Genomic DNA, 25679 nt, shown 5'->3' on the forward strand with positions numbered 1-25679 from the left:
TTATAAAGTATATTATTCTGTCTCTATGCTTTTATAAGCTTTAATAATGCGTTTTACTAATTTATGACGGATTACATCTTTATCATCTAAATACACTTGACCTATACCTTCAATATCTTTTAAAGCTAATAAAGATTCTTTTAGTCCTGATACTTGCTTACGTGGTAAATCGATTTGCCCTGGATCTCCTGTTATAATAAACTTAGCACTACGTCCCATACGTGTTAAAAACATTTTCATTTGGGCATGTGTTGTATTTTGTGCTTCATCTAATATTACAAAAGCATTATCTAATGTTCTACCACGCATAAATGCTAAAGGTGCTATTTGAATGGTTCCGTTTTCTATATAAGCTTGAAGCTTTTCATGCGGTATCATATCTCTTAACGCATCGTATAAGGGTTGCATATAGGGATCTAACTTCTCTTTTAAATCTCCTGGTAAAAAACCTAAATTTTCACCCGATTCTACTGCTGGTCTAGTTAAAATAATTCTACGCACTTCTTTCTCTTTTAGTGCTTTTACCGCTAAGGCTACTGCTGTATATGTTTTTCCTGTTCCAGCTGGTCCCACAGCAAAAAGCATATCATTCTTCATCATTAATTTAACCATCTTACGCTGATTCTCGGTTTCTGGCTTAATTAATTTTCCGCTTACGCCGTGAACTAGCACATCGCTATTTCCTCCAGCTTTTCTAATCTCTTCTTCCTTACCTGTAGAGGTTAAAATACGCTCTATACTATTTTCATCTAATCTATTATACCTATTAAAGTATTTAATAAGCATCCCTAAACGCTTTTCAAATTCGTCTAAAATATCAGGTTCTCCGTAAATCTTAAGCTTATTTCCTCTAGCAACTATTTTAATTTTTGGGAAGTATGTTTTTAATAATGAGATAGTACTATTCTGTGCACCAAAAAAATCATTCGGATTGATTTCTGTTAATTCAATAATTCTCTCGTTCAAATGCTATATGTTTTAATTTTATTCCTCTAAAAGTAACGATTATTTTTAATGAATTACTTAGTTTTGTCATTATTTTCAGTATAATTTTTCACAAAATAATTAACAGGCACCTAAATTAATGGCTATTATCACCTTAACTACAGATTTTGGAATGAAAGATCCTTTTGTAGGAGCTGTAAAAGGTGCTATATATTCTGAATTACCAACGGCTACTATAGTTGACATTACCCATCTAATATCTCCGTTTAATATTACAGAAACGGCTTACATTCTAAAAAATGCATATAAGAGTTTCCCTGAGAGAACTATTCATATTATTGGAGTTGACTCTGAATTAAGTCCTGACAACAAACACATTGCTATAGAACTGGACAATCAGTTTTTTATTTGTCCAGACAACGGATTAATTTCTATGGTTGCTTCAGAAATTAACCCAACTAAAATAGTAGAGATTAATATTCATAATCATATTAATAGTAGTTTTCCTGTTTTAGATGTATTTGTAAAAGTAGCTTCACACATAGCTAGAGGAGGTAGTTTAAGTGTTATTGGAAAAGAAATTACTGATTATAAAAAGTTAATTGAAATTCAACCTAAAATTAACCAACAACAAACCATTATTAAAGGTGGTGTTATTTATATTGATAATTATGGAAATGCCATTACTAACATTTCTAAAAAATTATTCTCTTCAATTGGGAAAGGTAGAAATTTTGTGATTTCGGCAAGTAGATACCAATTTACCAAAGTTTTTGATAAGTATAATGAAATAGTAGATTATAGCATACCTGAAGAAAAGAGACAATATGATGGTGATAAATTGGCTATTTTTAATTCTGCTGACTTTTTAGAGATTGCCATTTACAGAAGCAATTTAAATACGGTTGGTGGAGCTTCTACTTTATTAGGTCTCCAATATAGAGATACCATTACTATAGAGTTTGAAGATATTATTAAACCAGAGTTTATTCCTGCAAATCAATAATTATGTTTGTACGCATTGTTAAGTTAAGTTTCCAGCCAGAAAAAGTTGAGGAGTTCTTAAGTAATTTCAATGAAAAAAAAGTGTTTATACGAAACGCACCAGGTTGTCGTTTATTAGAATTGTATAGAGACAAAGAAAATTCGAATATATTTTTTACCTATAGTTATTGGGATACAGAACAGGATTTAGAGAATTATAGAAACTCTGATTTATTTAAAGGGGTTTGGGCTAAAACTAAAGTTCTTTTTAATGACAAACCAATGGCATGGAGTGTAGATAAAATGGTTTCTTTAGATTAGTTATGAGTTATGAGTTATGTTTTTTATGTATTTGTTATAAAACATGCTTGTGATTCACATGAATTTAAAATACGAAAAAGAATAAATACCTTTGGTAAAATTATAGACATCACTAACAACTAAATAGATATTACTTAATGTTAGCAGTACTAAAAAAAGAATTCAACGCATTTTTTGCTTCGCCCATAGCTTACTTAGTTATTGGTATTTTTTTATTAATTAACGGATTGTATTTATGGGTTTTTAAAGACAACCTTAATATTTTAAATGCAGGGTTTGCCGATTTGAATAGTTTTTTTTACTTAACTCCTTGGTTATTTTTATTTCTTATTCCAGCAATTACTATGCGTAGTTTTGCGGATGAGTTTAGTAACGGAACTATAGAGATTTTAAAAACAAAACCTTTAACCGATTGGCAAATTGTGTTAGGTAAGTTTTTTGCTTGTTTACTTTTAGTTGTTATGGCCTTAATACCAACACTTATCTATGTTTATACTATTAATGACTTAGGGAATTCTGTTGGCAATTTTGATGGTGGTAGTATTATTGGCTCGTACTTAGGTTTGCTTTTTTTAGCGTCAACGTATGTAGCTATTGGGTTATTTAGCTCTACTTTATCTAAAAATCAGATTGTTGCTTTTATAATAAGTGTTTTTATTACATTTTTACTGTTTTATGGTATAGAAGCTATAGGTAATGCCATGGGAAATACTGGTTATACAATTCAACAATTTGGAATTAATGAACATTTTAAAAGTATTCGTCGTGGTGTTATTGACAGTCGTGATGTTATTTATTTTGTAAGTGCTAGTTTCTTTTTCTTATTCATCACTAAACAACAAGTAAACAATGACTAAAAAAATTAAACAAATAGTACTCATTTTTGTTGGTTTGGTAATCATCAATTACGTAGGAAATAATATTTATAAACGTTTTGATTTAACTAAAGATAAACGATATACACTATCCAAGGTTAGTAATCATTTAATTGATAAAATAGATAATACCTTATTTATAAATGTGTACTTAGAAGGTAGTTTTCCTTCTGAATTTAAACGCTTACAAATAGAAACTAGACAGTTTTTAGAGGAACTACAAGCGCAAAACAGCAATATCCGTTTCCGATTTATTAACCCCGACAAATACAGAGAGAAACTCATTAAAAAAGGAATGCTTCCTAGTCAGCTAACCGTTGAAGAAGATGGTAAATTATCTGAAGCTATTATTTTTCCTTGGGCAGAAATTAATTACAACAATAAAAGAGAACTTGTTTCTTTATTACCAGATTCTGCTTTAAAAACACAAGAAGCGCAATTACAAAACGCTATTGAAAAGTTAGAATATTCTTTTGCTAATGCTTTAAATTTAATTACTAAACAACAAAAACCTAAAATAGCTATTCTTACTGGTAATGGTCAGCTTGAAGATATTCATTTATACAGTCTGTTAACTTCATTACGAAACAATTATCGTTTAGCTAAGTTCACCTTAGATAGTGTTGAAAATGCACCACAAAAAACATTAAACGATTTAACTAAATACGATTTAGCTATTATTGCAAAGCCTACTGAACGTTTTACGGAAAGTGAAAAGTTAGTGCTAGATCAATACATTAATAAAGGTGGTAGAAGTTTATGGATGGTAGACACTAATTATGCGGATACGGATAGCTTGTACAATGAAGGTAAAATGATGGCGTTTCCTAGAGATTTAAACTTAACAGATTTGTTATTTAGCTATCAAGTAAGAATAAATAATAAACTTGTAAAAGATTTGTACAGTGCTAAAATTCCTTTAGCCACCGGAAATGTTGGAAACCAAGCTCAGTTTCAACATCTAAATTGGTTTTATCATCCTTTAGCAAATGGAAATCCACAACATCCTATTACTAAAAATGTAGCCCCCACTCGTTTTCAGTTTACCACACAAATTGATACGTTAAAAGGAACTATTAAAAAAACTCCTTTATTTATATCTTCTATACTCTCCAAAAAAATTGGAACGCCTAATTTTATTGAACTGAGTAGTATTGCTAAAGAACCTAAACAAGATGAATATACTGCTGGGCCTCAACTATTAGCTGTTTTATTAGAAGGCACCTTTTCTTCCGCCTATAAAAACCGAATAAAACCGTTTAAAAATGAAGATTTTACTTCTGACAAAGTTGATACTAAAATGATTGTAATAGCCGATGGTGACATTGCTAAAAATCAAATTTTAAAAGGAAAACCTTATGATTTAGCCAAAGACAAATGGACTGGAGCATATTATGGTAATAAAGAGTTTTTAATAAATGCCATTGACTATTTATTAGACGACACAGGCATTATTCAACTACGAAATAAAACGATAAACATTCCGCTTTTAGATAAACAAAGAGCTTATAATGAAAAAGGGTATTGGCAATTACTTAATATTGGAATACCACTTTTATTACTAACTTTATTTGGTTTTGGATTTAATTATATAAGAAAAAAGAAATATCAATAACTAAAAGAGGAACTTTATAAGCGTTCCTCTTCTTAGTTTAAGTTATTACTTCTCAAGTTTTACAAGTAATCCCTATTCTCTCAACTTGATTTCCTCTAAAATATACTTTAGCATAGTATCTTGTTCTTTTAAATACTCTTGTATTCCTTGAGTTATTACTACATCTGGAAAAACACCTCTATCAATAGGTAAACTAGTTGCTGTAGTTTGATACGTATTTCTTGCCACGGCATATTGAATCCCTGTGTTTGGCAACCTCAAACGTTTTTGTCCTCCAGTACAAAACTGATTTGATCCCAACTCCTCTCCTACTAATGTTCCTAATTTTAGATGCTTTATTAACGACATAAAATGCCCTGTAGTTGATCCTCCGTTTCCATCCATCATGAAATATAGATTTTCTTTAAACGAATTCTCTAAAGGGCTAACTTCCTCTAACTTTTCATTAAACTGGGCTTTAGAATAATAGACAAATGGTTCTTTAGCTAAATACCTCAACAAATACCTTCCTGCATCTGACGATCCTCCTCCGTTTTTTCTTACATCAATAATTAAGTTTTGTATATTTTTATCTTTCAATTCATTAAAAATCTTATCAGTAAATTGTTTAAATTCTTTAAACTTGTTTCCATAATAAGCAAAAGTTCTAATAGTTAAAACTGCTGTTTTATCATTTATATATTTTAAATCCAATGGTTTCTTTGCCAAATATTTTGGTAAAACACCTAATTTACTTTTATAACTAGATAATTTTTTTAAAACTACTTTCTTTTGTTGCTTTTTTAATGTTACTGTATAAGACTTTGGAAAGTTGAATGCGTAAGGTATAATTGAAGTTGAATGCGCATTCAGAAAGTTCTTTTTATACGTTTCTATTTTTCCTTGAGAAGAAATATTTGGATATACTTTAGCCTTTAGTTCATTTATAGTAAAACCATTTATAGCTATAATTTCATCAGCAGGTTTCAATACATTTTTATTCATCAAAGGATTTACCACATAAAGTCTATCTTTTATCAATCTAACCTCTAGAGGAAATCGTAGATCAATGGGTAGCATTGTTCTTTCTTGGTAAAAATATCCTAATGAAGTATGACTGCAATTGATATTAGCTATAATTTCACTACAATACCAAATAAATTGACTAAAAGTAGTTTCTTCAGTTATTAACTTCTTCTTTTCTTCTAATTTTTGCCAGAATTCTTTTTCAGAAATAAACTTAAACACATTTGGATGTACTTCTGTTAGCCTTTTTCCCAACTCGTTCAAATCTTCTAAGTATTGATGATTTGGATATACTTTATAAAATCTGGAAGTATCATAATCTCCATACTTAATTCTATTGATATAGTCTTCTGCATTTATATTTTTAGGATTTAAAGCCAATGATTTTTCATAGTTTTTAACAGCTTTTTCTTTATTTCCATCAGCAAGATAGGCTTCTCCCAAACTATCATACGGATTAGAAGCTTCTGGGAATTCGCTAACTAATAATTTAAAAATTTCTATAGCTTCTTTTACTTTTCCATTATTTAAGTATTGATAACCTAAAGTATTCAATTCATTTTCATCCTCAAAATTATAAATAGAAGGAACTTCATTTTTAAGTTTATAATAATATGCTATTACTTCTTGAATACTTGCATTAGGCATAGTTCCTAACACTTTAGCTATTGATTCTTTGGAATTATTTTTATCTGATTGTTTTTGCTTGCATCCGAAACACAAGTATATTGATAGTATTATTAATAGTAACCTCTTCATTATTTCTTAATGTTATTTTGTCCTTCCAAATCCTGTATTAACCTTAAAGTATATTCCAATTCTGCATCATTTTTATTCACAATATCATACTCCGTTTTATAAATAATATGCTCTGGTATTATTCCCTTATTCCTTGGAAAATCTTTAGCCGGAGTTGTGTAAACAGCTCTAGAAATCCAATAAGCTACTCCTGTATTAGTTCCTAAAAACCCTTTTACTTTCCCATTGGCATAATAACTTGCTCCAGACTCTTCTCCTATTAAAGTCGCTATCTTATTTTGTTTAATTAATGATAAAAAATGACCACTTGTTGAAGTATTAAAACCATTTATTATCATGTATATACTTCCTGAAAACTTATTATCTTTTAATTGTTTGATATCCGCTTCGTTTTTATCTCCCGGTAACGGTGAATTTTTGGCAAAATAGTAAAATGGTTCCTTAGCAATGTATTGTAATAAATGTATAGCCGCACAAGAACATCCTCCTCCATTACCTCTAATATCTATTATTAAGTTGGTTATTTTTTGTTTCTTTAATTTCTTAAAACTTTCATCAATAAACTTTTTATAGTTTCTTAATCGCTCTCCACCGTAATAATTAAATGTAGGTATTTTTAGTTTAGCTATATTTTTTTCCTCTACAATTTCAAACTTGAGTTGTTTCTTTTTTAATTCATATTCAAACTCTTTTAACATCTCCAACTGCATTTTTCTATTATCATCAAACATAACTTCATAAGAAGTAGGAAAATCAAAATAATAAGGTATATAAGAAGTTATGTACGCACTAAAAACTCTATTTTTAAGTGACAAGCTGTGTCCATTTGATGCAATATGTTTAAATATATCTGATGTTATTACATCAATAGAAACACCATTAATTGCCTTAATATTTGCGCCTAGCTTTACCTTACTTTTATGCGCCTTTACAACCAATAATTCCCCATTAACCAACTCTGCCTCTATAGGAAATCTTAAATTCACAGGTAACATTCTATCTTCTTGATTGAAAACATCAAAATGAGAATGTTCACAACCTATGCTTGCTATAATAGGGCTCAATTGCCAAATAAATTGACCATAAGTCATTTTATCTTTTATGTTACTCTTTTGATTTTCTACAAGCTCATAAAATGCTTTTTTTGATGTGAATTCAAATGGATTTGGATGCGTTTTCTCAATTCTTTTAGCAAGTTCATCAATATCTTCTAAATACTGTTCTTTTGTAAACACCTGTCTGAAAGTTGGTTTTTCTTTAATTTTTTGTTGTGCTTTAAAAATCTGTCGTTCTGCTCCCCAATTCTCAGGATTCAACACTAATGATTTTTCATAGTTTTTTATAGATAGTTCGTAGTTTTTATCATTAAAATATGCCTCTCCTAGACTATCATACGGATTAAAAGCTTTAGGAAACTCACTAATCAACACTTTAAATATTTCTATAGCTTCTTTTACTTCCCCTCTATTTAAATACTCATACCCTAATGTGTTCAACTCATTTTCATCATCAAAATTATATGAGTTAAAAGCTTCTTTTTTTAGTTTATAATAGTAAGTTATTGTTTCTTGAATAGATGCATTAGGCATCTTTTTTAGAACCTTAGTTATGGATTTTTTTTCTTTGACTTCAACTACCTTTTTTTGTCCATAAACACAGCCAAAAATTAAATTTACAATCAATAATAAGCTGGATAAATACTTCATAAATTCTTTGATTTTATTTTTTTGTTTTTTTTCAAAGAACACAATTAGCATTTTAAAATCAACATTTTAAAACTTCAAAAGTGTACACTTTTATAAATCTGAACGTTTATGTTGCTTTTTATATACTGCAGGAGTTACCCCTTCAATCTTTTTAAATGCATTATAAAAAGTTGTTTTAGAATTGAATCCCGCTTCTTTTCCTATAGCTTCTAAAGTAAATTTATCATTCTCTACAATCAACACTTTTGCTTCTTCAATTCTATACGCATTAATATATTGCGTAAAGTTTTTTCCAGTATATTCATTTAACACTTGTGATAATTGATGTTTACTTACACCTAACTTTAAAGCTACATCTTCTAGTTTCAGTGATGAATTTTTATACAGCTTTTCTGTAGTCATTAATAACTGTAATTTTGCCAACATTTCATTTGATTCTATCGCTATTATTTTAGAAGTTTTGTACTTCTCTTGTTTAAAAAATATTTCTCGCTTCTCCTTTTTTCTAAAAATAAAAAAAAGAAATCCCGTATAAAACAACATTGAAAAAACAATAGAACCAACAATAAAATAGCTATAACTTATAAAAAAGTAAATATTCCACAATATTAAAACACTTATTAATAAGGCTACTAACCATAGTTTAGTTATTCCTGTCTTTTTCTTTTGCACCCCCTCTTTTTTAATCTCTATAAAAAGTACTAACAGCGCTCCTAAGATAAAGCATAACCATTGCAGGTTGATAGCTTTTAAAATATATGTTTTCCAAAAAATTGGATCCTCTAAAAATGGAAAGTACACTCCTAAAAGAATAGCAATTATTAAAAAAATAAAAACTGTTGGTTTCCACAGGCGAAGTATTTTTTTTGCTTTATTTAAAACGGCTAAAACATAAAAAAATAAAAAAGGTCCTACAAATAAAAAAGACAACGGATCTGTTTGCGTATAAGGGTTTGATAAAGTAGATGAGTAATAATAAATTAATGATCTAAATGCTCTTTCTGTTAAAAACAATAGGAAAAACCCAAATAATAAATTAGGTAATTGTTTGTTTTTAAAAATTAGAAAATAAAGGCTTATCAACAAACTATTAAATACTCCTATAGCTCCAAAGAAAAACAAAAATAGATTTGTAAAATTCATGCTTCACAATTTCAAAAGTTAGCAAATTATTAGACACAAATTTATGATAAAGTTTATTGAGTTTTACTTATTAATTACAATATATAACACTAACAATCTCCATCACAACAATTATCATCTTTTACTAATTTGCAGGAAACTACTGCTAATAAAGCTCCTAAAATTGGTGCAAAAATATACAACCATAAATGTTCATAATGCCCTGAAATGATAGCTGGTGCAATTGACCTAGTTGGATTCATAGAAGCTTTGGTCATGGGACCTGCAAACATTGCTTCCAGTAAAACAACACCACCGATAGCTATTCCTGCCATTACACCTACTTCTTTACTCCCTGTAGAAACATTAATAATAGTAACCATTAAGAAAAAAGTTAGTAATAATTCTAATAAAAATGCCCGCCAGGCATCTAAAGAAGGAATGGTAGCTCCATAATATTCCGCTTCAGGAAAAATAACCCACAACATTACACTAGCAAGTAAAGCGCCTATTAATTGAGCTATAATGTATTTAGGCACCTCTTTCCAAGCAAACTTTTTTGCATAGGCAAAAGCTATAGTTACCGCAGGATTAAAATGTGCTCCAGACGTTTCTCCAAAAGCGTAAATCATTGCCATTACTATTAAACCCCAAGTAATTGCTACACCAATATGCGTTAAATCTGCACCTCCTGTTACTTCATTAACAGTCATTGCCCCAGTTCCACAAAAAATAAGTGAAAACGTTCCTATAATTTCTCCAATATATTTTTTCATTGGCAACAAAGATACATTTCGCTATTTTAAGTTTTTGTTAACATTTGTCCTTCTTTTTCGTTGTAATTTTAGCAAACTAATTAAAAACAAACCCTAACTTATCATGAAAAAAATACTTTTAAGTTTGTTTGTTGTTGCATTAACAGCAAATATCAATGCCCAAGTAGAAACTCCAGCTCCAAGTCCTGCTTCCAAATTAGAGCAAAAAGTAGGTTTAACAGATGTTACTGTTGAGTACTCAAGACCAGGAATGAAAGGAAGAACTATTTTTGGTGATTTAGTGCCTTATGGAAAACTATGGAGAACTGGTGCCAACAAAAACACTACTATTACTTTTAGTGATAATGTTACTATTGATGGAAAAGAATTAAAAAAAGGATCATATGCTATATTTACAAAGCCAAATAAAAGCTCTTGGGAAGTAATTTTTTATGCAGACACAAACAATTGGGGAACTCCAAGAGAATGGGATGCTAAAAAAGTAACTTTAAGTACTACTGCTAAAGTACAGCAAATGCCTATGAAGATAGAAACTTACACGATGACTATTGATGATATTACTAATAGCTCTGCTGTTTTAGGTATTTTATGGGAAAACGCTTATGTAGGTGTTAAATTCAATACTCCTACAGATAAAGGTGTTGAAGCTAGTATTAAAAAAGTAATGAACGGTCCACAACCAAGTGACTACTATTCATCTGCTGTATATTATTTACAAGAAGGTAAAGACATTAACAAAGCTAAAGAATGGATTAACAAAGCTGTTGATATGACTAAAGATGAGCCTCGTTTTTGGTATTTACGTCAGCAATCTTTAATCCTTGCTAAAGCTGGAGATAAAAAAGGTGCTATCAAAGCTGCTAAAGCTTCTTTAGCAGGTGCTGAAAAAAGAGGTAATGCTGATTATATTAAAATGAATAAAGAGTTTTTAGCTAAAATGAAATAATATTTCATAGCTATTTTAACCATATTAAGAAGGTCTGCTAAAAAGCAGACCTTCTTTTTTTTACAATAAATTAAAATTATCAAACAATAAACACAACTTATAGTGATTTTTTAACACAAAAAATATAAATTCCTAAATTAGTGATAATAACGAAAATCACTAAACTAATGAACTTTAAAACCCTTCAACCAAAGCTCATGCTTATGAGCCTGTTCTTCTATTTCCAAACCTTCTACACAACTGCACAAACCAACAACTATGATATTGGTGTAGGTATTTCCGACATCACTGGACAAATTGCTCAGAGTAATTTTTTTGGATATGGAAATCCTTTCTTCTCTAATGCAGGAATTAAAGATCGGCAATACGCTAGAGCTTACATCATAAAAGAGCCTGATGGAAATTCGGTTGTTTTTGTTAGTATTGACAAAGGAGCTACTTTTCAATCGGTAAATCTAGCTGTTTTGGAAAAACTACAAGGGCAATATGGAACCCTTTACACCGATACCAATGTCATTATCAGTGCTACACACACACATGTTTCGCCTGGAGGTTATTCTCATTATGAACTATACAATACTTCCTCTGGCGGGTTTTATAAAACCAACTTTAACATCCTTGTAAATGGAATTGTAAATGCCATTCAACAAGCTCATAATAGTCTCGCTCCAGGTAGAATTTATTATAATAAAGGCACACTAACCAATGCTAGTATCAACAGATCTTTAGTTGCTTACAACCTAAACAAAGATGCTCATGAGTTTCCTAGTATTGATGAAGAAATGACTGTTTTAAAATTAATTCAAGGTGACACACCTATTGGAATGATTTCTTGGTTTGGCGTACACCCTACTAATCTTTCTAAAAAATATAAATACTGTAGTGGAGACAATAAAGGATATGCTTCCTTAAAATTTGAACGATTACAACAATCCTCTTACGGAAAAGGAACTACCACTTTTGTAGCTGCATTTGCCAATACCAATGCTGGTGACATGTCTCCTAACCTCAACCAACCTTCTCCTAATGATTTATATTCAGATGCTACTGGTCCTGGAAATAACGAAGAAGAAAGTAGTGAGATTATAGGAAACCGTCAATTTGAAAAAGCTTTAGAACTATACAACAATGCTAGTGAACAATTAGTTGGATCTGTAAAAGCTGTAAGTAGGTACAGTGATTATTCCAACTTAAGCATTGCACCTAAATTTACTGATGGTCATTGGCGTAGTACTTGTAAAGCAGCTTTAGGACTTTCTTTTAGAGCGGGTGCAGAAGATGGCAGAAGCGGTATTGGACGTGAAGGAAAAACTAGAAGTAATCCAACTTCTGGATCTAGTAACGCACAATGTCACTTAGAGAAACCTATTGATATTCTTTTTAATATTGGAGCCAATACTAACAACCCCAGAACTCCCAAAATACTACCTACGAGTCTTTTTAAAATAGGTCAATTAGGTATTTTAGCTGCTCCAGCAGAATTTACTGTAATGTCTGGAAGAAGAGTTAAAGCAACAGTAGCTTCTCATATAGCTACAGGAATAACACATTTAGTTTTTGCTGGTTATTCAGATGCTTATGCTGGTTATGTTACCACTAGAGAAGAATATGCTTCTCAGCAATACGAAGGTGCGAGTACACATTTTGGCCCTTGGACATTGGCCGCTTACCAACAAGAGTTTGATAGATTAGCTACTGTTTTAGCAGATCCAACCGCCAATCCATGGCCACACTCAGCGTCTACTCCTCCTAAAAAAAATTATATTGGCTTAGATAAAACTGCTCCTATTCTTTTTGATGATAAACCTATTTTTAAATCTTTTGGTAGTATTTGTAAAAATGCGAATAACTCTTACAATACTAACCAAACTGTAGAAGTCATGTTTTGGGGCGCACACCCTAATAACAATCCTAAAACAAACGGTACGTATTTAAAAGTTCAGAAAAAACAAGGGAGCAATTGGGTTACAAAATATGAAGATCGTGATACCAATACCAAATTTATATGGAAAAGAAGCGGTATTGCCAATTCTAAAATAACCATACAATGGAAAATTCCACAACAAATAGCAAGTGGTTATTACCGAATAGTGCATGAAGGACATTGGAAAAACGGTTGGACTGGTAAAATAAATCCCTATTCTGGTGTAAGCAGAACGTTTTATGTAAACGGAAATACCAATAGAACTATGAGGGATAAAAAAACACTAAATTTTAATATTGGAAACGACTTAGTATTTCCCAATCCTATAAATAATGATTTTACTTTCATAAACACGCAACTACAAGGTGGCTATTACACAATAAGTAATATATTAGGTCAAATTATAAAAACAGGGACTATTACCAAAGATAAATATCAAACTATGAATTTACAGAATCAAAATTCAGGCACTTATGTATTTAAAGTTGTTTTTGACAATCACAATGTACAAACGGCCTCTATCATAAAACGTTAAAATTTTATTATTTAGACTTAAAATGTCCAATAAAAGACTATTAGAAAACAGTATTTTATTGGACACTTTTTATTTTTAAATTTATAATTATATACTATCAAAGAATTAAACTTTAAACCATCACACTATATTTAAATAGTAGTACGCATGTTTAATAAATAGCCTTCAAAACCAGCTTTTTCATAAGCTCTTATAGCTGGTAAATTTCCTGCATATACATCCAATTTCACCTCTACCAGCCCTTTTGTTTTTGCCCAAGCTAGCAAAGTTTCAACAATCAATTTATTTACTCCTTTTCCTCTATGGCTTGGTTTTACATACATAAATCCTAAAAAGGCATGTGTTGGGTATTTTAAATACGGTTTATTTTCTTGAACCCTTACATAACCGCTTCCTACTAGCTCCTCTCTGTCTACAGCTACTAAAACTTCTACTTCTTCGGCGTCTATCATAGCCGCAATATCGTAATAGGATATTTTTTCTTCTTTTAAACTAATTCCGTATGGTCGTTCTGCCTTTATTATTTCTTGTTCAAAATCTAGCAAGATTTCTAAATCTGTATGCTTTGCTTTTCGTATCCTTATTGTTGGTAAATTATTCATTTGTATAGTACTAATTCTCTTTATTCTTACTAAGTTTGCCAGCTGAAAAGTATAACAAAAATAATTATGAAATCAAAACTTTTAGTAATTGCTATGGTTGGAATAGCAATTGGTGTGAATGCGCAAACGTACAAAAACCCAGACACGAATACTGATTATAACCATTTTATACGTGATGGTGGTGGTGCTGCTGTTTATATAAATCAAGCATCTACTGACGAAACCAAACCTATACTAAGACTATCTAGTGGAACTACTAAACCCAATACAAATGTTAAATTCACTGTTGAAAACAATGGTAATATTGGTATTGGAACTAATAACCCTACAGAAGGAAAACTAGTAATAGCTAAACACTCTTAACCTGGACTTTCTGGAAACAAGACTGGAGCTATAACTGTACTAGGTTACAATACAGAATTAGCTATAGGTGCTAGTTCTAGACTAAACGGTGGTAGTTGGATTCAAACAAGACATAAAGCTGCTAAATATGATACAGCAGCATATCCACTTGCTTTAAACCCTCTTGGTGGTAATGTAGGGATTGGTACAGGAACTTCTGCTCCAATTGAAAAACTACACATAAATGGTAATATGATTTTAGACAATGCTTCAAACCCTTCTTTATTCACAGGTAAGGAAAATATTGAGACCAACAGGTTTTTATACATCATGAACTCTCCTAGATATAAATCAGCTTCTGGAATTAAGGCTGGAGGTTTATTAATTGCTGAAAACTTCAATTATGCTTCCCCATCTAAAAATGATTTAATAGTAAAAGGTAATGTCGGTATTGGAACTCCAGACACCAAAGGACTTGAACTAGGCGTAAAAGGAAGAATAGCTGCTGAGGAAGTAAAAATTGCCAAGCATGAAAACTGGCCAGATTTTGTTTTTGAAAGCACCTATAACTTGCCTAGTCTAACAGAAGTAGAAAACCATATTCAAACTAAAGGACATTTAAAGAATATACCAAGTGCGAAAGAAGTAGAGAAAGATGGTTTCTTTTTAGGAAATATGGATGCCAAGCTTTTACAAAAAATAGAAGAGCTTACTTTATATACTATTCAACAAGAAAAGAAATTAACTACTTTACAAAAAGAAAACAAGCAGTTAAAAACAATTAATAAACAATTGTTAGAAATTCAAAAACGTTTAGATAGGTTAGAAAACAAAAACTAATTTTTTTCTATACAATTACCAAATTCAAGAACAAAAGGTCTGAAGAGTTATTACTTTTTAGACCTTTTTTATTGTTGCGATCAAAAGCTATGATACCTTTTTATAACCAATCAAGAAAGAGCAACGAAATATAATGAGGACTATCAACAATAACTAATAAAGAAGAGCAACGAAGCATAGTGAGGACTATCAACGATAACTAACAAGGAAGAGCAACGAAGCATAATGAGGACTATCACCGATAACTAATAAGGAAGAGCAACGAAGCATAATTAAAGACTAATACAATTTGTTAGATTTAAATTTCATATTTAATTAGATTTCGACTGCGCTCAATCTGACATATAGAACACATATCAAGTTTAAAACACGAAATAATTAACCGAAAAATTGTGTAATAGGCTTCATCATGTTGAGGAAACGCTATACACTAGTGCAGCAAGCTTTTGTTACATTGAGGAAACGTTATACACTAGTGCGGCAAGCTTTCGTGGCGTTAAGGATACACCATACACTAGTGCGACAAGCTTTCGTTGCATTGAGGAAACACCATACACTAGTGTAACAAGCTTTTGTCGTGTTGAGGAACGTTATACACTAGTGCGACAAGCTTTCGTTGCGTTGAGGAAACGCCATGCACTAGTGCGGCAAGCTTTTGTTGTGTTGAGGAAACGCCATGCACTAGTGCAGCAAGCTTTTGTAAAACTGAAGTATCTATGAAAAACAATAGGTTTTTATTGCTGTAAGACAACAATAAAAACCTATTAATGAGATTCGCTTTTTTAATCGAAACTATTACTTATTGCTATGTAGTGACCTGATCAAAGTTTACTTTTTGCAACACTAATGCTATTGTCATAACAATAATACAACCTAAAGCATTTAACCATAAATACGGAAGCCAATCTACATACCAAACTCCTATAATAATAAGTTGCGTTATAATAGCGGCTATAAATACCGCGTTTCCTTTTACAAACTTAAAAAAGAACGCCAGTAAAAAAATACCTAAAACATTTCCGTAAAATATAGAACCTATAATATTTACTAACTGTATTAGGTTATCAAATAAATTGGCAACACAGGCTACTAGAATAGCTAAAACTCCCCAACCTAAAGTAAACCATTTAGACATTTTTACGTAATGGGCTTCTGAATATTCTTTAGTCACATTTCGTTTATACAAATCTATAGCGGTAGTTGATGCCAAAGCATTTAACTCTGATGCCGTTGATGACATAGCTGCCGATAATATAACTGCTAATAATAAACCAATTAAACCTTTTGGTAGGTTATTTAGTATAAATTGAATGAATACATAATCTTTATCATTCGTTTCTACATCTGCATTTGCTTTTGCAATAATGACTTTTGCTTGCTTTTTTAACGCTTTATCCTGCTCATTTAACGTTTGTAGCTGTTCTTTTTTTGCAGCTGTTAACTCCTCAAACAATAATGTTTTTTTAGTTGCTTCAATCTTTTTATGCTTTGCAGTTAACTCTTGATATTCTGCTGCATATGCTGAGTTTAATACCGCTTCTTGTGCTTTGGGATTAAAGTTTAATGGTGAACTGTTAAATTGATAAAACACAAACACCATGACTCCTACTAACAGAATAAAAAACTGCATAGGTACTTTAAGTAACCCATTAAAAATAAGCCCTAATTGACTTTCTCTTGCTGATTTCCCCGACAAGTATCGTTGTACCTGACTTTGGTCGGTACCAAAATAAGAAAGCATTAAAAAAGTTCCTCCTAAAATTCCAGTCCAAACCGTATAACGGTTATTCAAATCCCAAGAAAAATCCAATACTTGCATTTTATCACTTGCTCCAGCTATTTCTAAAGCTTTAGTAAAGGTAATTCCATCAGGTAAGTATTGTAGTATTAAATAAAATGCAATAAACATTCCGGCAAAAATTACTGCCATTTGTTGTTTTTGCGTTACACTTACTGCTTTGGTTCCGCCAGATACTGTATAAATAATTACCAATACCCCAATAAGTACGTTTAGTGTAATTAAGTCCCAACCTAATACTGCCGATAGAATAATTGCAGGAGCAAAAATGGTAATTCCTGCTGCTAAACCACGTTGCACTAAAAACAAAATAGCGGTAAGGGTTCGGGTTTTTTTATCAAACCGTCCTTCTAAATACTCGTAAGCGGTATACACATTTAGCTTATGATAAATAGGAATAAATACCAAACAGATAATTACCATAGCAATTGGCAATCCAAAATAGAACTGTACAAAGCCCATTCCACTATGGAAAGCTTGCCCAGGTGTAGACAAAAAAGTGATGGCACTTGCTTGCGTTGCCATTACTGACAAACCAATGGTCCACCACTTGGTTTCATTACCTCCTTTTATGTATTCTTCAACGTTTTGACTTCCTCTAGTTTTCCATGCTCCGTATACTACAATAAATGCTAAGGTTACGGATAACACAATCCAATCGATACTTTGCATATATTATTTTGTAAATGTGTGAGTGATGAAATAAAATAGGATTATGTACACTAGATTTGCTACTAAAACGAGCATATATTCTCGTTTCCATTGGTATTTTTGAAGGCTCATATAAGTTTTATTGTTTGGGTTTTTCAAAAAAGCTATCCGCTAAAGCCGCTTGACTTACCAATGCATCTTCAAATTGTATTGGTTCTTTTGCTGGTTCTAATGGATTGCCTTTCTCGTCTTTCTTGTACCAAGATATAGCTTTTGGCAATAACAAACCGTTAACATTTTCCCAATCATGATAACGAATAATATTAAACTTCTCAGATGGCTTCTTAGAAAAATAAGTTACTGTATAGCCCAACCAAGTCATTTGGTAGGTTTTAGGATGGTAAAATATAAAATAATTATCGTCAGGAGATGTTCCAACATTCGCTTTATATGAAATTTTAATTCCAGGATAACGCACACCTTCAAACTCTAAAGGTTTCATATCTTCATAAATAATTCCATCATCAGCCAATACAAATGGCATAGCATAGAAATAAAAATATAAGTTGTAATAAAATTCAGGATTGCCTTTAAAGGCTGTAGAATCTTGTTGATGTAACCACACATCCTTTCCATCATAACCTAAAGCATACGTATTTGTATTAATAACCGTTTTTCTAGAAGATAAATCAACCGTGTGCTCTTCTGCGTTTATTTTATAGGATAATGTTTTTGCTGCTTTCCAACTTTTAATACCTCCATGTTTTTCAATAACTTTAGCTAAACTCTCAGGATAATTAACCGCTGCTTTCTTAGTTTCCTTTTTTTTCTTTTGATTACATGCCACTAACATTATGGTTAGGGCACATAGTAACATTATTTGTTTCATTTTTAAACTAGTTTATGACTCTTCTGTCGAAAAAACACTCTAAAATTACATTAAAAATCAAAACTATTAAAAAAGGTTCTTTCCCCTATATAAGAAAGGTAACCTCTTTTTAAATGAACTCCATTATTCTCATCAAAATCAACAAAATACATTTATAACCCCATAAAAAAAGTCTTGAGAAATTTCTCAAGACTTTTATGTTATTATTTTCAGAAGTAAATGAACTACCTCAATGCAAGCATAGTGGTATCTAGCCGAAAATATTATTTTTTAATATACGATGTAAGACATCGAGGAATTAAACCCTTGGCTATCGCCCTTGCGATTAATCGTTATGCATAAAACGTTGCTTAGCTAATAATGCTTCTTCTGTTTCTACATTATCTTCATCAGGAACACAACAATCTACTGGACATACTGCCGCACATTGTGGTTCTTCATGAAAACCTTTACATTCTGTACACTTATCTGCCACAATGTAATATATTTCATCTGAAATAGGCTCTTGTTCCTCTTCTGCATTGGCCTTTTTTCCATCAGGCAACACAATATCACCTTCCAAATCGGTACCATCTGCATACTTCCAATCATCAGCTCCTTCATATATTGCTGTATTTGGGCACTCTGGTTCACAAGCGCCACAATTTATACATTCATCTGTTATTATAATTGCCATAATTAATATTTCAGTTTTGTAACTTTGCTCTCGCAAAAATAGTTCCAATTTAATTTAGAACCAATATAAATGGATAGCATAAAAGGTAGAATAGACGCTTTTTTACAATTAGGTAACTTTTTGAGTCAGTTTTCAAGAAAAGGAATTGAACAAAAAGAAAATATAGCTTTTAATGAATTATTTTTTGATGGCTTTAAACATCAACTAAAAATAGCAGAAGAAAACAACAGTTGGTTTACTAAAGAGAATTTATTATTTGCAACAGAAAATTGGGCAAAAGCTTTAACTTCTGAAAACATAAATCAATGGATAGCTAAGGAGAAGTTAGGAAATAACACTGCTAAAAATGTGGCTATTATTATGGCTGGGAATATTCCTTTAGTTGGGTTTCATGATTTTTTGTCGGTACTAATTGCTGGACATTCAGTAATTGTAAAACAATCTTCTAACGACCAACATTTATTGCCTTTTTTAGCCAAGTATTTAGAGTATGTTACCCCAGAATTAAAAGGTAAAATAACTTTTACTAGTGAAAAGCTTTCAGGATTTGATGCAGTAATTGCTACAGGAAGTAATAATACAGCTAGGTATTTTGAATATTATTTTAAAGACAAACCTAGTATTATACGTAAAAACAGAAATTCAGTAGCTATATTAACAGGTAATGAAACTGAACAAGACTTTGAGTATTTAAGTGAAGATGTATTTCGTTATTTTGGCTTAGGATGTCGTTCTGTTTCTAAATTATTTGTTCCTAGAAATTATAATTTCGATTCTTTTTTTAAAGGAATGTATAATAGGCATCAAATAATTAACAATGCTAAATACGCTAATAACTACGACTATAACAAAGCGGTATACTTAATGAGCGAATTTGATATTTTAGAAAATGGTTTTTTAATGATTAAAGAAGATGCTAGTTACGCTTCTCCTATCGCTTCTGTTTTCTATGAATACTATGACAATACAGATGATTTAAAGATAAAATTACACCAAGACAAAGAACAAATACAATGTATTGTTGCTAAAGATTTTCTTGATGAAGAAATTACTTTTGGTCAAACCCAACAACCACAATTATGGGATTATGCTGATGGTGTAAATACCTTAGCTTTTTTAGCTAATTTATAACAAACAGTATACACAACACAAACTAACAAACAGTACTAATGAAAAAACATAATTTTAGCGCAGGCCCTTGTATTTTACCTGAAAGCGTATTACAAAAAGCTTCTGAAGCTGTTATAAATTTTAATAATGATAATTTATCATTAATTGAAATATCACATAGAAGTAAACCTTTTGTTGATGTTATTGAGAAAGCCAGAAGTTTAGCACTTGAGTTATTAGGCCTGGAAAATAAAGGCTACAAGGCTTTATTTTTACAAGGAGGAGCCAGCTCACAGTTTTTAATGACTGCTTATAATCTATTAAACAAAAAAGCAGCCTACTTAAACACGGGAACTTGGAGTAGTAAAGCGATTAAAGAAGCTAAACTATTTGGTGAATTAATTGAAGTAGCCTCTTCTGAAGATAAAAACTTCAACTACATTCCTAAAGAGTATGCAGTGCCAACAGATGTGGATTATTTTCATTGTACTAGTAATAATACCATTTACGGTACACAAATGAAAAGTTTTCCAGAAATTTCTGTTCCTTTAATTTGTGATATGAGTTCAGATATATTTTCTCGTCAACTAGATTTTTCTAAGTTCGATTTGATTTATGCTGGAGCTCAAAAAAATATGGGGCCAGCAGGAACTACACTGATTGTTGTTAAAGAAGCTATTTTAGGTAATGTAGAACGTGCCATTCCATCTATGTTAAACTATCAGGTACATATTGATAAAGATAGTATGTTTAATACGCCTTCTGTTTTTGCTGTGTATGTATCTATGCTTACATTAGATTGGTTAAAAAACTTAGGCGGAATTTCTTTTATTGAAAAAGTAAATGAGCAAAAGGCCAGTTTATTATACAAGGAAATAGATCGAAACCCTCTTTTTCAAGGAAATGTGGCTACAGAAGATAGAAGCTTTATGAATGCTACTTTTAAGTTAACCAACCCAGATTTAACCAATAAATTTGATTCGTTATGGAAAGAAGCTAACATTAACGGATTAAACGGTCATAGAAGTGTTGGGGGCTATAGAGCAAGTATGTATAATGCATTACCTTTGTACAGTGTACAAGCATTAGTAGATGTAATGCAAGAATTGGAAAGAAAGGCTTAAAACAAAAAATATTTATAAAAGAGAACTAATTAATTCTCAACAACATATAGAAAAGTAATTAACTAGAAGATGAAGATATTAGCGAACGATGGAATTTCTAACAATGCCAAAGAAACTCTTGAAAAAAATGGTTTTGAAGTAGTAACTACTAAAGTTGCTCAGGAACAATTAGAAAACTTCATTAATGAAGAGCATATAGACGCTATACTTGTGAAAAACAACACACAAGTTCGTCAAGAACTTATTGAAGTTTGTCCTAGTATTAAATTAATAGGATGTGGTAATCCTGACATGGATAACATTGATGCAGATTTTGCTAAAGAAAACGGTGTACATGTTATCAATACTACTGATGCAACTGCCAATGCTATTGCTGAGCTAGTATTTGCCCACCTTTTTGGTATGGTTCGTTATTTACACCAAGCAAACAGAGATATGCCTTTAGAAGGAGATATTCGTTTTAACAGCATGCAAAAACAATTTTCTCAAGGTATAGAACTGCGTGGAAAAACGTTAGGAATTATTGGTAATGAACCTTCTGCTAATGAAGTAGCTAGAATTGCATTAGGTATTGGAATGAAAGTTGTTTTTTCTGGTGATTACACAGAAGAAAGAAATATTTCCGTAGCTTTCCACAACGATCAATTTATAGACATTCAGGTAGAAACAGAACCTTTTAAAGAAGTGTTATCTAGTGCTGATTTTGTTAGTTTGCATTTACCTCAACAAGAAGGATATGTAATAGGAAATGAACAATTAAAAGTAATGAAAGACGGTGTTGGAATTGTAAATACTTGTTATGGTGGTGCTATAGACGAAGTAGCTATTGTAAAAGCTATTGAAACAGGTAAGGTTAAATATGTTGGTTTAGATGTATTTGAAAATGAACCAACTCCAGAAATTCAATTATTAATGAATCCTGAGTTATCTTTTACTCCACGTATTGCTCCTTCTACTATTGAAGCTAAACAAAAGATAGACGTAGACTTAGCTAAACAAATTATAGAATTACTTTCTGAATAACATATGGCAATAGTAAAACCATTTAAAGCTGTTAGAGCTACAAGAGATAAAGTAGCATTAGTATCTTCTAAGTCTTATGAAATATATTCTACAGAAAACTTAAATGCTAAATTAGACTTTAATCCTTTTACCTTTTTGCACGTTATTAATCCCGGGTACAAATATCATAAAAATGATATTTCTGGGGCACAACGCTTTAAATTGGTTCACAATCGCTATTTAGAGTTTAAAGAAGATGGATATTTTACTCAGGACAATCTACCTGGGTTTTATATTTATAAAAAGATAACTCCCAATGAAACTTTTTGTGGTATTATAGCCGCTGCTTCTGTTAAAGATTACCATAACAATGTGATTAAAAAACATGAGGGTACTTTACGAGAACGTGAATTATTATTTGAGGAATATTTAAAAAACACAGGATTTAACGCAGAACCTGTGCTTCTTACCTATCCAGATAATGATATTATTGAAACAGTAATTATAAAATACCAACAGCAAAGAGCTGAATATGAATTTACAACTACCGATAAAGACTTACACTTCTTATGGGTTGTAGATGATATAAATGATATCAATACCATTACAAACGCTTTTCAAAAGGTAAAAACGCTTTATATAGCGGATGGACACCACCGCTCTACTTCCTCTTGCATGCTTGCTGAGAATTTAGCTGAGCAAAATAATAAGCATACTGGAAATGAACCGTATAATTTCTTTATGAGTTATTTATTACCTGAAAGCCAACTTTGCATTTATGAATTTAATCGATTTATAAAAGATTTAAATGGGCTTTCTGTTGATGAGTTTTTGATTGAATTAGATACTATTTTTAAAATAGAGAATAAAGGTCTAGAACTATATAAACCTAAAGAAAAACATCATTTCTCCATGTACTTAGATGGTAACTTTTATTCCTTAGCTCTAAGAAAATCAGTATATGAATTTACCGACTCTTTAAGTAAATTAGACGCACAGATTTTATACCAAACTGTACTAAAACCTATTTTAGGTATACATAACATTAGAAATAGTAAAAAAATTATTTATTCTCAAGATAAATCAGGTGGTTTAGAACTAAAAACAAAAGTTGATGAAGGTACTTTTAAAGTTTCGTTTGGGATGCTTCCTACGAATATAAAAGAATTAAAAGAAATTGTAGATGCAGGACTTTTAATGCCTCCAAAAACTACTTATATTGAACCCAAATTAAGAAGTGCCATAACTATATATGAACTTTAATTTAAGGTAATAGCTAAACATGATAAAAAACAACTTACATACTATAAAGAGCCAATTATCTACTGATGTTACGTTAGTAGCTGTATCAAAGACAAAACCAGTTAGTGATATTCAAGAAGCTTATGATGCTGGTCAGCGAGTTTTTGGTGAAAATAAAATTCAAGAAATGGCCAGTAAATATGATGTTTTACCTAAAGATATTGAATGGCATATGATTGGTCATTTACAAAGAAATAAAGTAAAATATATGGCACACTTTGTAAGTTTAATTCATGGTGTTGACAGCTTAAAAACATTAGTAGAAATAAATAAACAAGCCAAAAAGCATAATAGAGTTATTAAATGCTTACTGCAAGCTAAAATTGCAAAGGAAGACACTAAATTTGGTTTATCTTTTGGTGAGATTACTGAAATTTTAAATTCTGATATTTTAAAAGAATTAGAGAACATTACTATTGTTGGTTTTATGGGAATGGCTACATTTACTGACAACCAAGAGCAACTTTCTGAAGAATTTTCTTCACTTAATAAATTTTATCAACAACAAAAAAAAGTATTTCCAAACTTAACCACACTTTCCATGGGAATGAGTGGTGATTACCAATTAGCCATTGAAAAAGGAAGTAATATGGTTAGAATAGGTAGTTCAATATTTGGTGTTAGGAATTATATTGCTTAGATTTACATTAACTAGCTTTAAAAAAGGAAAAATTGTACGCAATTTTAGACATTGAAACCACAGGTGGTAAATATAACGAAGAAGGCATTACTGAAATAGCCATCTATAAATATGATGGTCATCAAATAGTTGACCAATTTATCAGTTTAATTAATCCAGAAAGAGATATTCAAGACTTTGTGGTAAAATTAACTGGTATAAATAATAAAATGTTAAGAAATGCACCTAAGTTTTTTGAAATAGCCAAACGTATTATTGAAATTACTCAGGACTGTATTTTAATAGCACACAATGCTAGTTTTGATTATCGAATTTTACGTACTGAATTTGATAGACTAGGTTATGATTATAAAAAAAACACCATTTGCACAGTTACTTTAAGTAAAAAATTAATAGACAATGCTCCTTCATACAGTTTAGGCAAACTTTGTCGATTTTTAGGAATTCCTGTTACTGACAGACATAGAGCTAATGGAGATGCTTTGGCTACTGTGAAGCTTTTTAAATTATTATTAGATAAGGATACTGATAAACAAATTATTTCTGACTCTGTTAAATACTTCGACAATCGTCATGAGAAACAACGTATTATCAAAATACTAGATAAGTTACCTGAATCTCAAGGTGTGTTCTATATTCATAACGAAGAAGGTAATATTATATTTATAGGCAGAGGAAACAATATTAAACTTGAAGTAAATAAACAGTTTTTAAAGAAAACTACCAAAGCTCAGAAAATATTAAAACGTGTTTCTGACGTTACCTATGAAGAAACAGGAAATACACTCTTAACAAGGCTAAAGTACCATTTAGATCTGGATAGTATTAAACCTAAATACAACATCATTAGAAAGCGTAAAAATAATAATAAGACATTTAATAGTGATCATTTTATAATTAACGACAAAGGAAGAGTTCCTGAAGAAAATAGCGTTATTTTGATTGAAAATAATGAAGTACTTGGTTATACATTTACCAATTTGGCTTTTCAACAAAATCAACTACCTATTTTAAAATCTATGTTAACTAAAATAGAGAACAAACAGTTAGCCAAAACCATTATTAAAAACTATTTGTTGCGTAACAGCGTTCAAAAAATCATCCGTTTAGAAGCAGAAGGGGATATTTAATCGTAGTAAGACAGACGAAGAAGTATTTAAATAGTTTTTTACGCGTTTCTTGAGACTCAA

At 30.9% G+C, this 25679-nt stretch carries 23 protein-coding genes; 14 read left to right on the forward strand and 9 right to left on the reverse strand.

Going from position 1 to position 25679, the window contains the following annotated elements; genetic code table 11:
* Nucleotides 1-12 precede the first annotated feature (12 nt).
* Entirely contained in the window at nt 13-966 is a 954-nt protein-coding gene (locus ABNT65_RS07555) for a PhoH family protein (protein ID WP_348704877.1), read from the reverse strand.
* A 118-nt stretch (nt 967-1084) separates the two neighbouring features.
* Here ABNT65_RS07555 and ABNT65_RS07560 point away from each other — a divergent pair, with 118 nt between their 5' ends.
* The 4 genes from ABNT65_RS07560 (at nt 1085) to gldG (ending at nt 4740) form a co-directional block, all read left to right on the forward strand.
* Nucleotides 1085-1951 (forward strand): SAM-dependent chlorinase/fluorinase, encoded by an 867-nt coding sequence (locus ABNT65_RS07560; protein ID WP_348747579.1) that lies wholly within the window; start codon nt 1085-1087, stop codon nt 1949-1951.
* Nucleotides 1952-1953: 2 nt separating this feature from the next.
* A complete protein-coding gene (locus tag ABNT65_RS07565) occupies nt 1954-2250 on the forward strand; it encodes an antibiotic biosynthesis monooxygenase family protein (protein WP_348704873.1) in 297 nt (98 codons plus the stop codon).
* A gap of 137 nt (nt 2251-2387) precedes the next feature.
* Nucleotides 2388-3107 (forward strand): gliding motility-associated ABC transporter permease subunit GldF, encoded by a 720-nt coding sequence (gene gldF, locus ABNT65_RS07570; RefSeq protein WP_348747580.1) that lies wholly within the window; start codon nt 2388-2390, stop codon nt 3105-3107.
* Nucleotides 3100-4740: a gliding motility-associated ABC transporter substrate-binding protein GldG gene (gldG, locus tag ABNT65_RS07575; RefSeq protein ID WP_348747581.1), complete on the forward strand. Its 1641-nt coding sequence runs from the start codon at nt 3100-3102 to the stop codon at nt 4738-4740. Before gldF ends, gldG begins: the two co-directional genes overlap by 8 nt.
* A 72-nt stretch (nt 4741-4812) precedes the next feature.
* Here gldG and ABNT65_RS07580 read toward each other — a convergent pair whose 3' ends face one another.
* From ABNT65_RS07580 to ABNT65_RS07595, 4 genes are all read right to left on the reverse strand, one after another.
* Entirely contained in the window at nt 4813-6504 is a 1692-nt protein-coding gene (locus ABNT65_RS07580) for a S41 family peptidase (RefSeq protein WP_348747582.1), read from the reverse strand.
* A complete protein-coding gene (locus ABNT65_RS07585; protein ID WP_348704866.1) occupies nt 6504-8210 on the reverse strand; it encodes a S41 family peptidase in 1707 nt (568 codons plus the stop codon). The genes ABNT65_RS07580 and ABNT65_RS07585 overlap by 1 nt, the downstream gene beginning before the upstream one ends.
* Nucleotides 8211-8300: 90 nt before the next feature.
* Nucleotides 8301-9353 carry a helix-turn-helix domain-containing protein gene (locus ABNT65_RS07590; protein ID WP_348704863.1) on the reverse strand — a complete coding sequence of 351 codons (1053 nt, stop codon included), beginning with the start codon at nt 9351-9353 and terminating at the stop codon, nt 8301-8303.
* An 89-nt stretch (nt 9354-9442) separates the two neighbouring features.
* Nucleotides 9443-10108 carry an aquaporin gene (locus tag ABNT65_RS07595; RefSeq protein ID WP_348704861.1) on the reverse strand — a complete coding sequence of 222 codons (666 nt, stop codon included), beginning with the start codon at nt 10106-10108 and terminating at the stop codon, nt 9443-9445.
* Between the two features lie 103 nt (nt 10109-10211).
* On the opposite strand from ABNT65_RS07595, the gene ABNT65_RS07600 reads away from it, so the two are divergent.
* Both ABNT65_RS07600 and ABNT65_RS07605 read left to right on the forward strand, forming a co-directional pair.
* A complete protein-coding gene (locus ABNT65_RS07600; RefSeq protein WP_348747583.1) occupies nt 10212-11054 on the forward strand; it encodes a DUF2911 domain-containing protein in 843 nt (280 codons plus the stop codon).
* A 167-nt stretch (nt 11055-11221) separates the two neighbouring features.
* Complete coding sequence (locus tag ABNT65_RS07605; protein WP_348747584.1) at nt 11222-13513, forward strand: neutral/alkaline non-lysosomal ceramidase N-terminal domain-containing protein; 2292 nt, start codon at nt 11222-11224, stop codon at nt 13511-13513.
* A 131-nt stretch (nt 13514-13644) separates the two neighbouring features.
* On the opposite strand, the gene ABNT65_RS07610 is transcribed toward ABNT65_RS07605, so the two are convergent.
* Nucleotides 13645-14115: a GNAT family N-acetyltransferase gene (locus ABNT65_RS07610; RefSeq protein WP_348747585.1), complete on the reverse strand. Its 471-nt coding sequence runs from the start codon at nt 14113-14115 to the stop codon at nt 13645-13647.
* 66 nt (nt 14116-14181) lie between these two features.
* Between ABNT65_RS07610 and ABNT65_RS07615 the strand changes: the two genes are divergently transcribed.
* A complete protein-coding gene (locus ABNT65_RS07615) occupies nt 14182-14478 on the forward strand; it encodes a hypothetical protein (protein ID WP_348747586.1) in 297 nt (98 codons plus the stop codon).
* 231 nt (nt 14479-14709) lie between these two features.
* A complete protein-coding gene (locus ABNT65_RS07620) occupies nt 14710-15297 on the forward strand; it encodes a hypothetical protein (protein ID WP_348747587.1) in 588 nt (195 codons plus the stop codon).
* A gap of 805 nt (nt 15298-16102) precedes the next feature.
* Here the strand turns inward: ABNT65_RS07620 and ABNT65_RS07625 are convergent.
* The 3 genes from ABNT65_RS07625 to ABNT65_RS07635 all read right to left on the reverse strand — a co-directional run bounded on the left by ABNT65_RS07625 (nt 16103) and on the right by ABNT65_RS07635 (nt 19311).
* Nucleotides 16103-17767: a sodium:solute symporter gene (locus ABNT65_RS07625; RefSeq protein ID WP_348738870.1), complete on the reverse strand. Its 1665-nt coding sequence runs from the start codon at nt 17765-17767 to the stop codon at nt 16103-16105.
* Between the two features lie 118 nt (nt 17768-17885).
* Nucleotides 17886-18635: a DUF6503 family protein gene (locus ABNT65_RS07630; RefSeq protein ID WP_348704847.1), complete on the reverse strand. Its 750-nt coding sequence runs from the start codon at nt 18633-18635 to the stop codon at nt 17886-17888.
* 325 nt (nt 18636-18960) lie between these two features.
* Nucleotides 18961-19311, reverse strand: a complete 351-nt coding sequence (locus ABNT65_RS07635) for a 4Fe-4S dicluster domain-containing protein (RefSeq protein WP_348704845.1) — start codon at nt 19309-19311, stop codon at nt 18961-18963.
* 69 nt (nt 19312-19380) lie between these two features.
* On the opposite strand from ABNT65_RS07635, the gene ABNT65_RS07640 reads away from it, so the two are divergent.
* The 6 genes from ABNT65_RS07640 to ABNT65_RS07665 all read left to right on the forward strand — a co-directional run bounded on the left by ABNT65_RS07640 (nt 19381) and on the right by ABNT65_RS07665 (nt 25619).
* Nucleotides 19381-20442 (forward strand): acyl-CoA reductase, encoded by a 1062-nt coding sequence (locus ABNT65_RS07640; protein WP_348747588.1) that lies wholly within the window; start codon nt 19381-19383, stop codon nt 20440-20442.
* A gap of 38 nt (nt 20443-20480) precedes the next feature.
* Nucleotides 20481-21545 carry a 3-phosphoserine/phosphohydroxythreonine transaminase gene (serC, locus tag ABNT65_RS07645; protein ID WP_348747589.1) on the forward strand — a complete coding sequence of 355 codons (1065 nt, stop codon included), beginning with the start codon at nt 20481-20483 and terminating at the stop codon, nt 21543-21545.
* A 69-nt stretch (nt 21546-21614) separates the two neighbouring features.
* On the forward strand, nt 21615-22568 hold the full coding sequence (locus ABNT65_RS07650) for an NAD(P)-dependent oxidoreductase (protein WP_348747590.1): 954 nt from the start codon (nt 21615-21617) through the stop codon (nt 22566-22568).
* Between the two features lie 3 nt (nt 22569-22571).
* Entirely contained in the window at nt 22572-23810 is a 1239-nt protein-coding gene (locus ABNT65_RS07655) for a DUF1015 domain-containing protein (RefSeq protein WP_348747591.1), read from the forward strand.
* A 19-nt stretch (nt 23811-23829) separates the two neighbouring features.
* A complete protein-coding gene (locus tag ABNT65_RS07660; protein ID WP_348704835.1) occupies nt 23830-24489 on the forward strand; it encodes a YggS family pyridoxal phosphate-dependent enzyme in 660 nt (219 codons plus the stop codon).
* A 32-nt stretch (nt 24490-24521) separates the two neighbouring features.
* Nucleotides 24522-25619 carry a PolC-type DNA polymerase III gene (locus tag ABNT65_RS07665; protein WP_348704832.1) on the forward strand — a complete coding sequence of 366 codons (1098 nt, stop codon included), beginning with the start codon at nt 24522-24524 and terminating at the stop codon, nt 25617-25619.
* The last annotated feature ends 60 nt before the right edge of the window (nt 25620-25679 follow it).

This window comes from Tenacibaculum sp. 190524A02b, assembly GCF_964036645.1.
Lineage (GTDB): Bacteria > Bacteroidota > Bacteroidia > Flavobacteriales > Flavobacteriaceae > Polaribacter > Polaribacter vairaonense.

Bases quoted from the DNA above. Each gene is read 5' to 3' on its own strand.
- ABNT65_RS07615 (WP_348747586.1), top strand. From the start codon at position 14,182: ATGAAATCAAAACTTTTAGTAATTGCTATGGTTGGAATAGCAATTGGT.
- gldG (WP_348747581.1), top strand. From the start codon at position 3,100: ATGACTAAAAAAATTAAACAAATAGTACTCATTTTTGTTGGTTTGGTA.
- gldF (WP_348747580.1), top strand. From the start codon at position 2,388: ATGTTAGCAGTACTAAAAAAAGAATTCAACGCATTTTTTGCTTCGCCC.
- ABNT65_RS07590 (WP_348704863.1), bottom strand. From the start codon at position 9,353: ATGAATTTTACAAATCTATTTTTGTTTTTCTTTGGAGCTATAGGAGTA.
- ABNT65_RS07565 (WP_348704873.1), top strand. From the start codon at position 1,954: ATGTTTGTACGCATTGTTAAGTTAAGTTTCCAGCCAGAAAAAGTTGAG.
- ABNT65_RS07600 (WP_348747583.1), top strand. From the start codon at position 10,212: ATGAAAAAAATACTTTTAAGTTTGTTTGTTGTTGCATTAACAGCAAAT.
- ABNT65_RS07635 (WP_348704845.1), bottom strand. From the start codon at position 19,311: ATGGCAATTATAATAACAGATGAATGTATAAATTGTGGCGCTTGTGAA.
- ABNT65_RS07630 (WP_348704847.1), bottom strand. From the start codon at position 18,635: ATGAAACAAATAATGTTACTATGTGCCCTAACCATAATGTTAGTGGCA.
- ABNT65_RS07625 (WP_348738870.1), bottom strand. From the start codon at position 17,767: ATGCAAAGTATCGATTGGATTGTGTTATCCGTAACCTTAGCATTTATT.
- ABNT65_RS07585 (WP_348704866.1), bottom strand. From the start codon at position 8,210: ATGAAGTATTTATCCAGCTTATTATTGATTGTAAATTTAATTTTTGGC.
- ABNT65_RS07580 (WP_348747582.1), bottom strand. From the start codon at position 6,504: ATGAAGAGGTTACTATTAATAATACTATCAATATACTTGTGTTTCGGA.
- ABNT65_RS07650 (WP_348747590.1), top strand. From the start codon at position 21,615: ATGAAGATATTAGCGAACGATGGAATTTCTAACAATGCCAAAGAAACT.
- ABNT65_RS07560 (WP_348747579.1), top strand. From the start codon at position 1,085: ATGGCTATTATCACCTTAACTACAGATTTTGGAATGAAAGATCCTTTT.
- ABNT65_RS07655 (WP_348747591.1), top strand. From the start codon at position 22,572: ATGGCAATAGTAAAACCATTTAAAGCTGTTAGAGCTACAAGAGATAAA.
- ABNT65_RS07595 (WP_348704861.1), bottom strand. From the start codon at position 10,108: ATGAAAAAATATATTGGAGAAATTATAGGAACGTTTTCACTTATTTTT.
- ABNT65_RS07605 (WP_348747584.1), top strand. From the start codon at position 11,222: ATGAACTTTAAAACCCTTCAACCAAAGCTCATGCTTATGAGCCTGTTC.
- serC (WP_348747589.1), top strand. From the start codon at position 20,481: ATGAAAAAACATAATTTTAGCGCAGGCCCTTGTATTTTACCTGAAAGC.
- ABNT65_RS07610 (WP_348747585.1), bottom strand. From the start codon at position 14,115: ATGAATAATTTACCAACAATAAGGATACGAAAAGCAAAGCATACAGAT.
- ABNT65_RS07620 (WP_348747587.1), top strand. From the start codon at position 14,710: ATGATTTTAGACAATGCTTCAAACCCTTCTTTATTCACAGGTAAGGAA.
- ABNT65_RS07640 (WP_348747588.1), top strand. From the start codon at position 19,381: ATGGATAGCATAAAAGGTAGAATAGACGCTTTTTTACAATTAGGTAAC.
- ABNT65_RS07660 (WP_348704835.1), top strand. From the start codon at position 23,830: ATGATAAAAAACAACTTACATACTATAAAGAGCCAATTATCTACTGAT.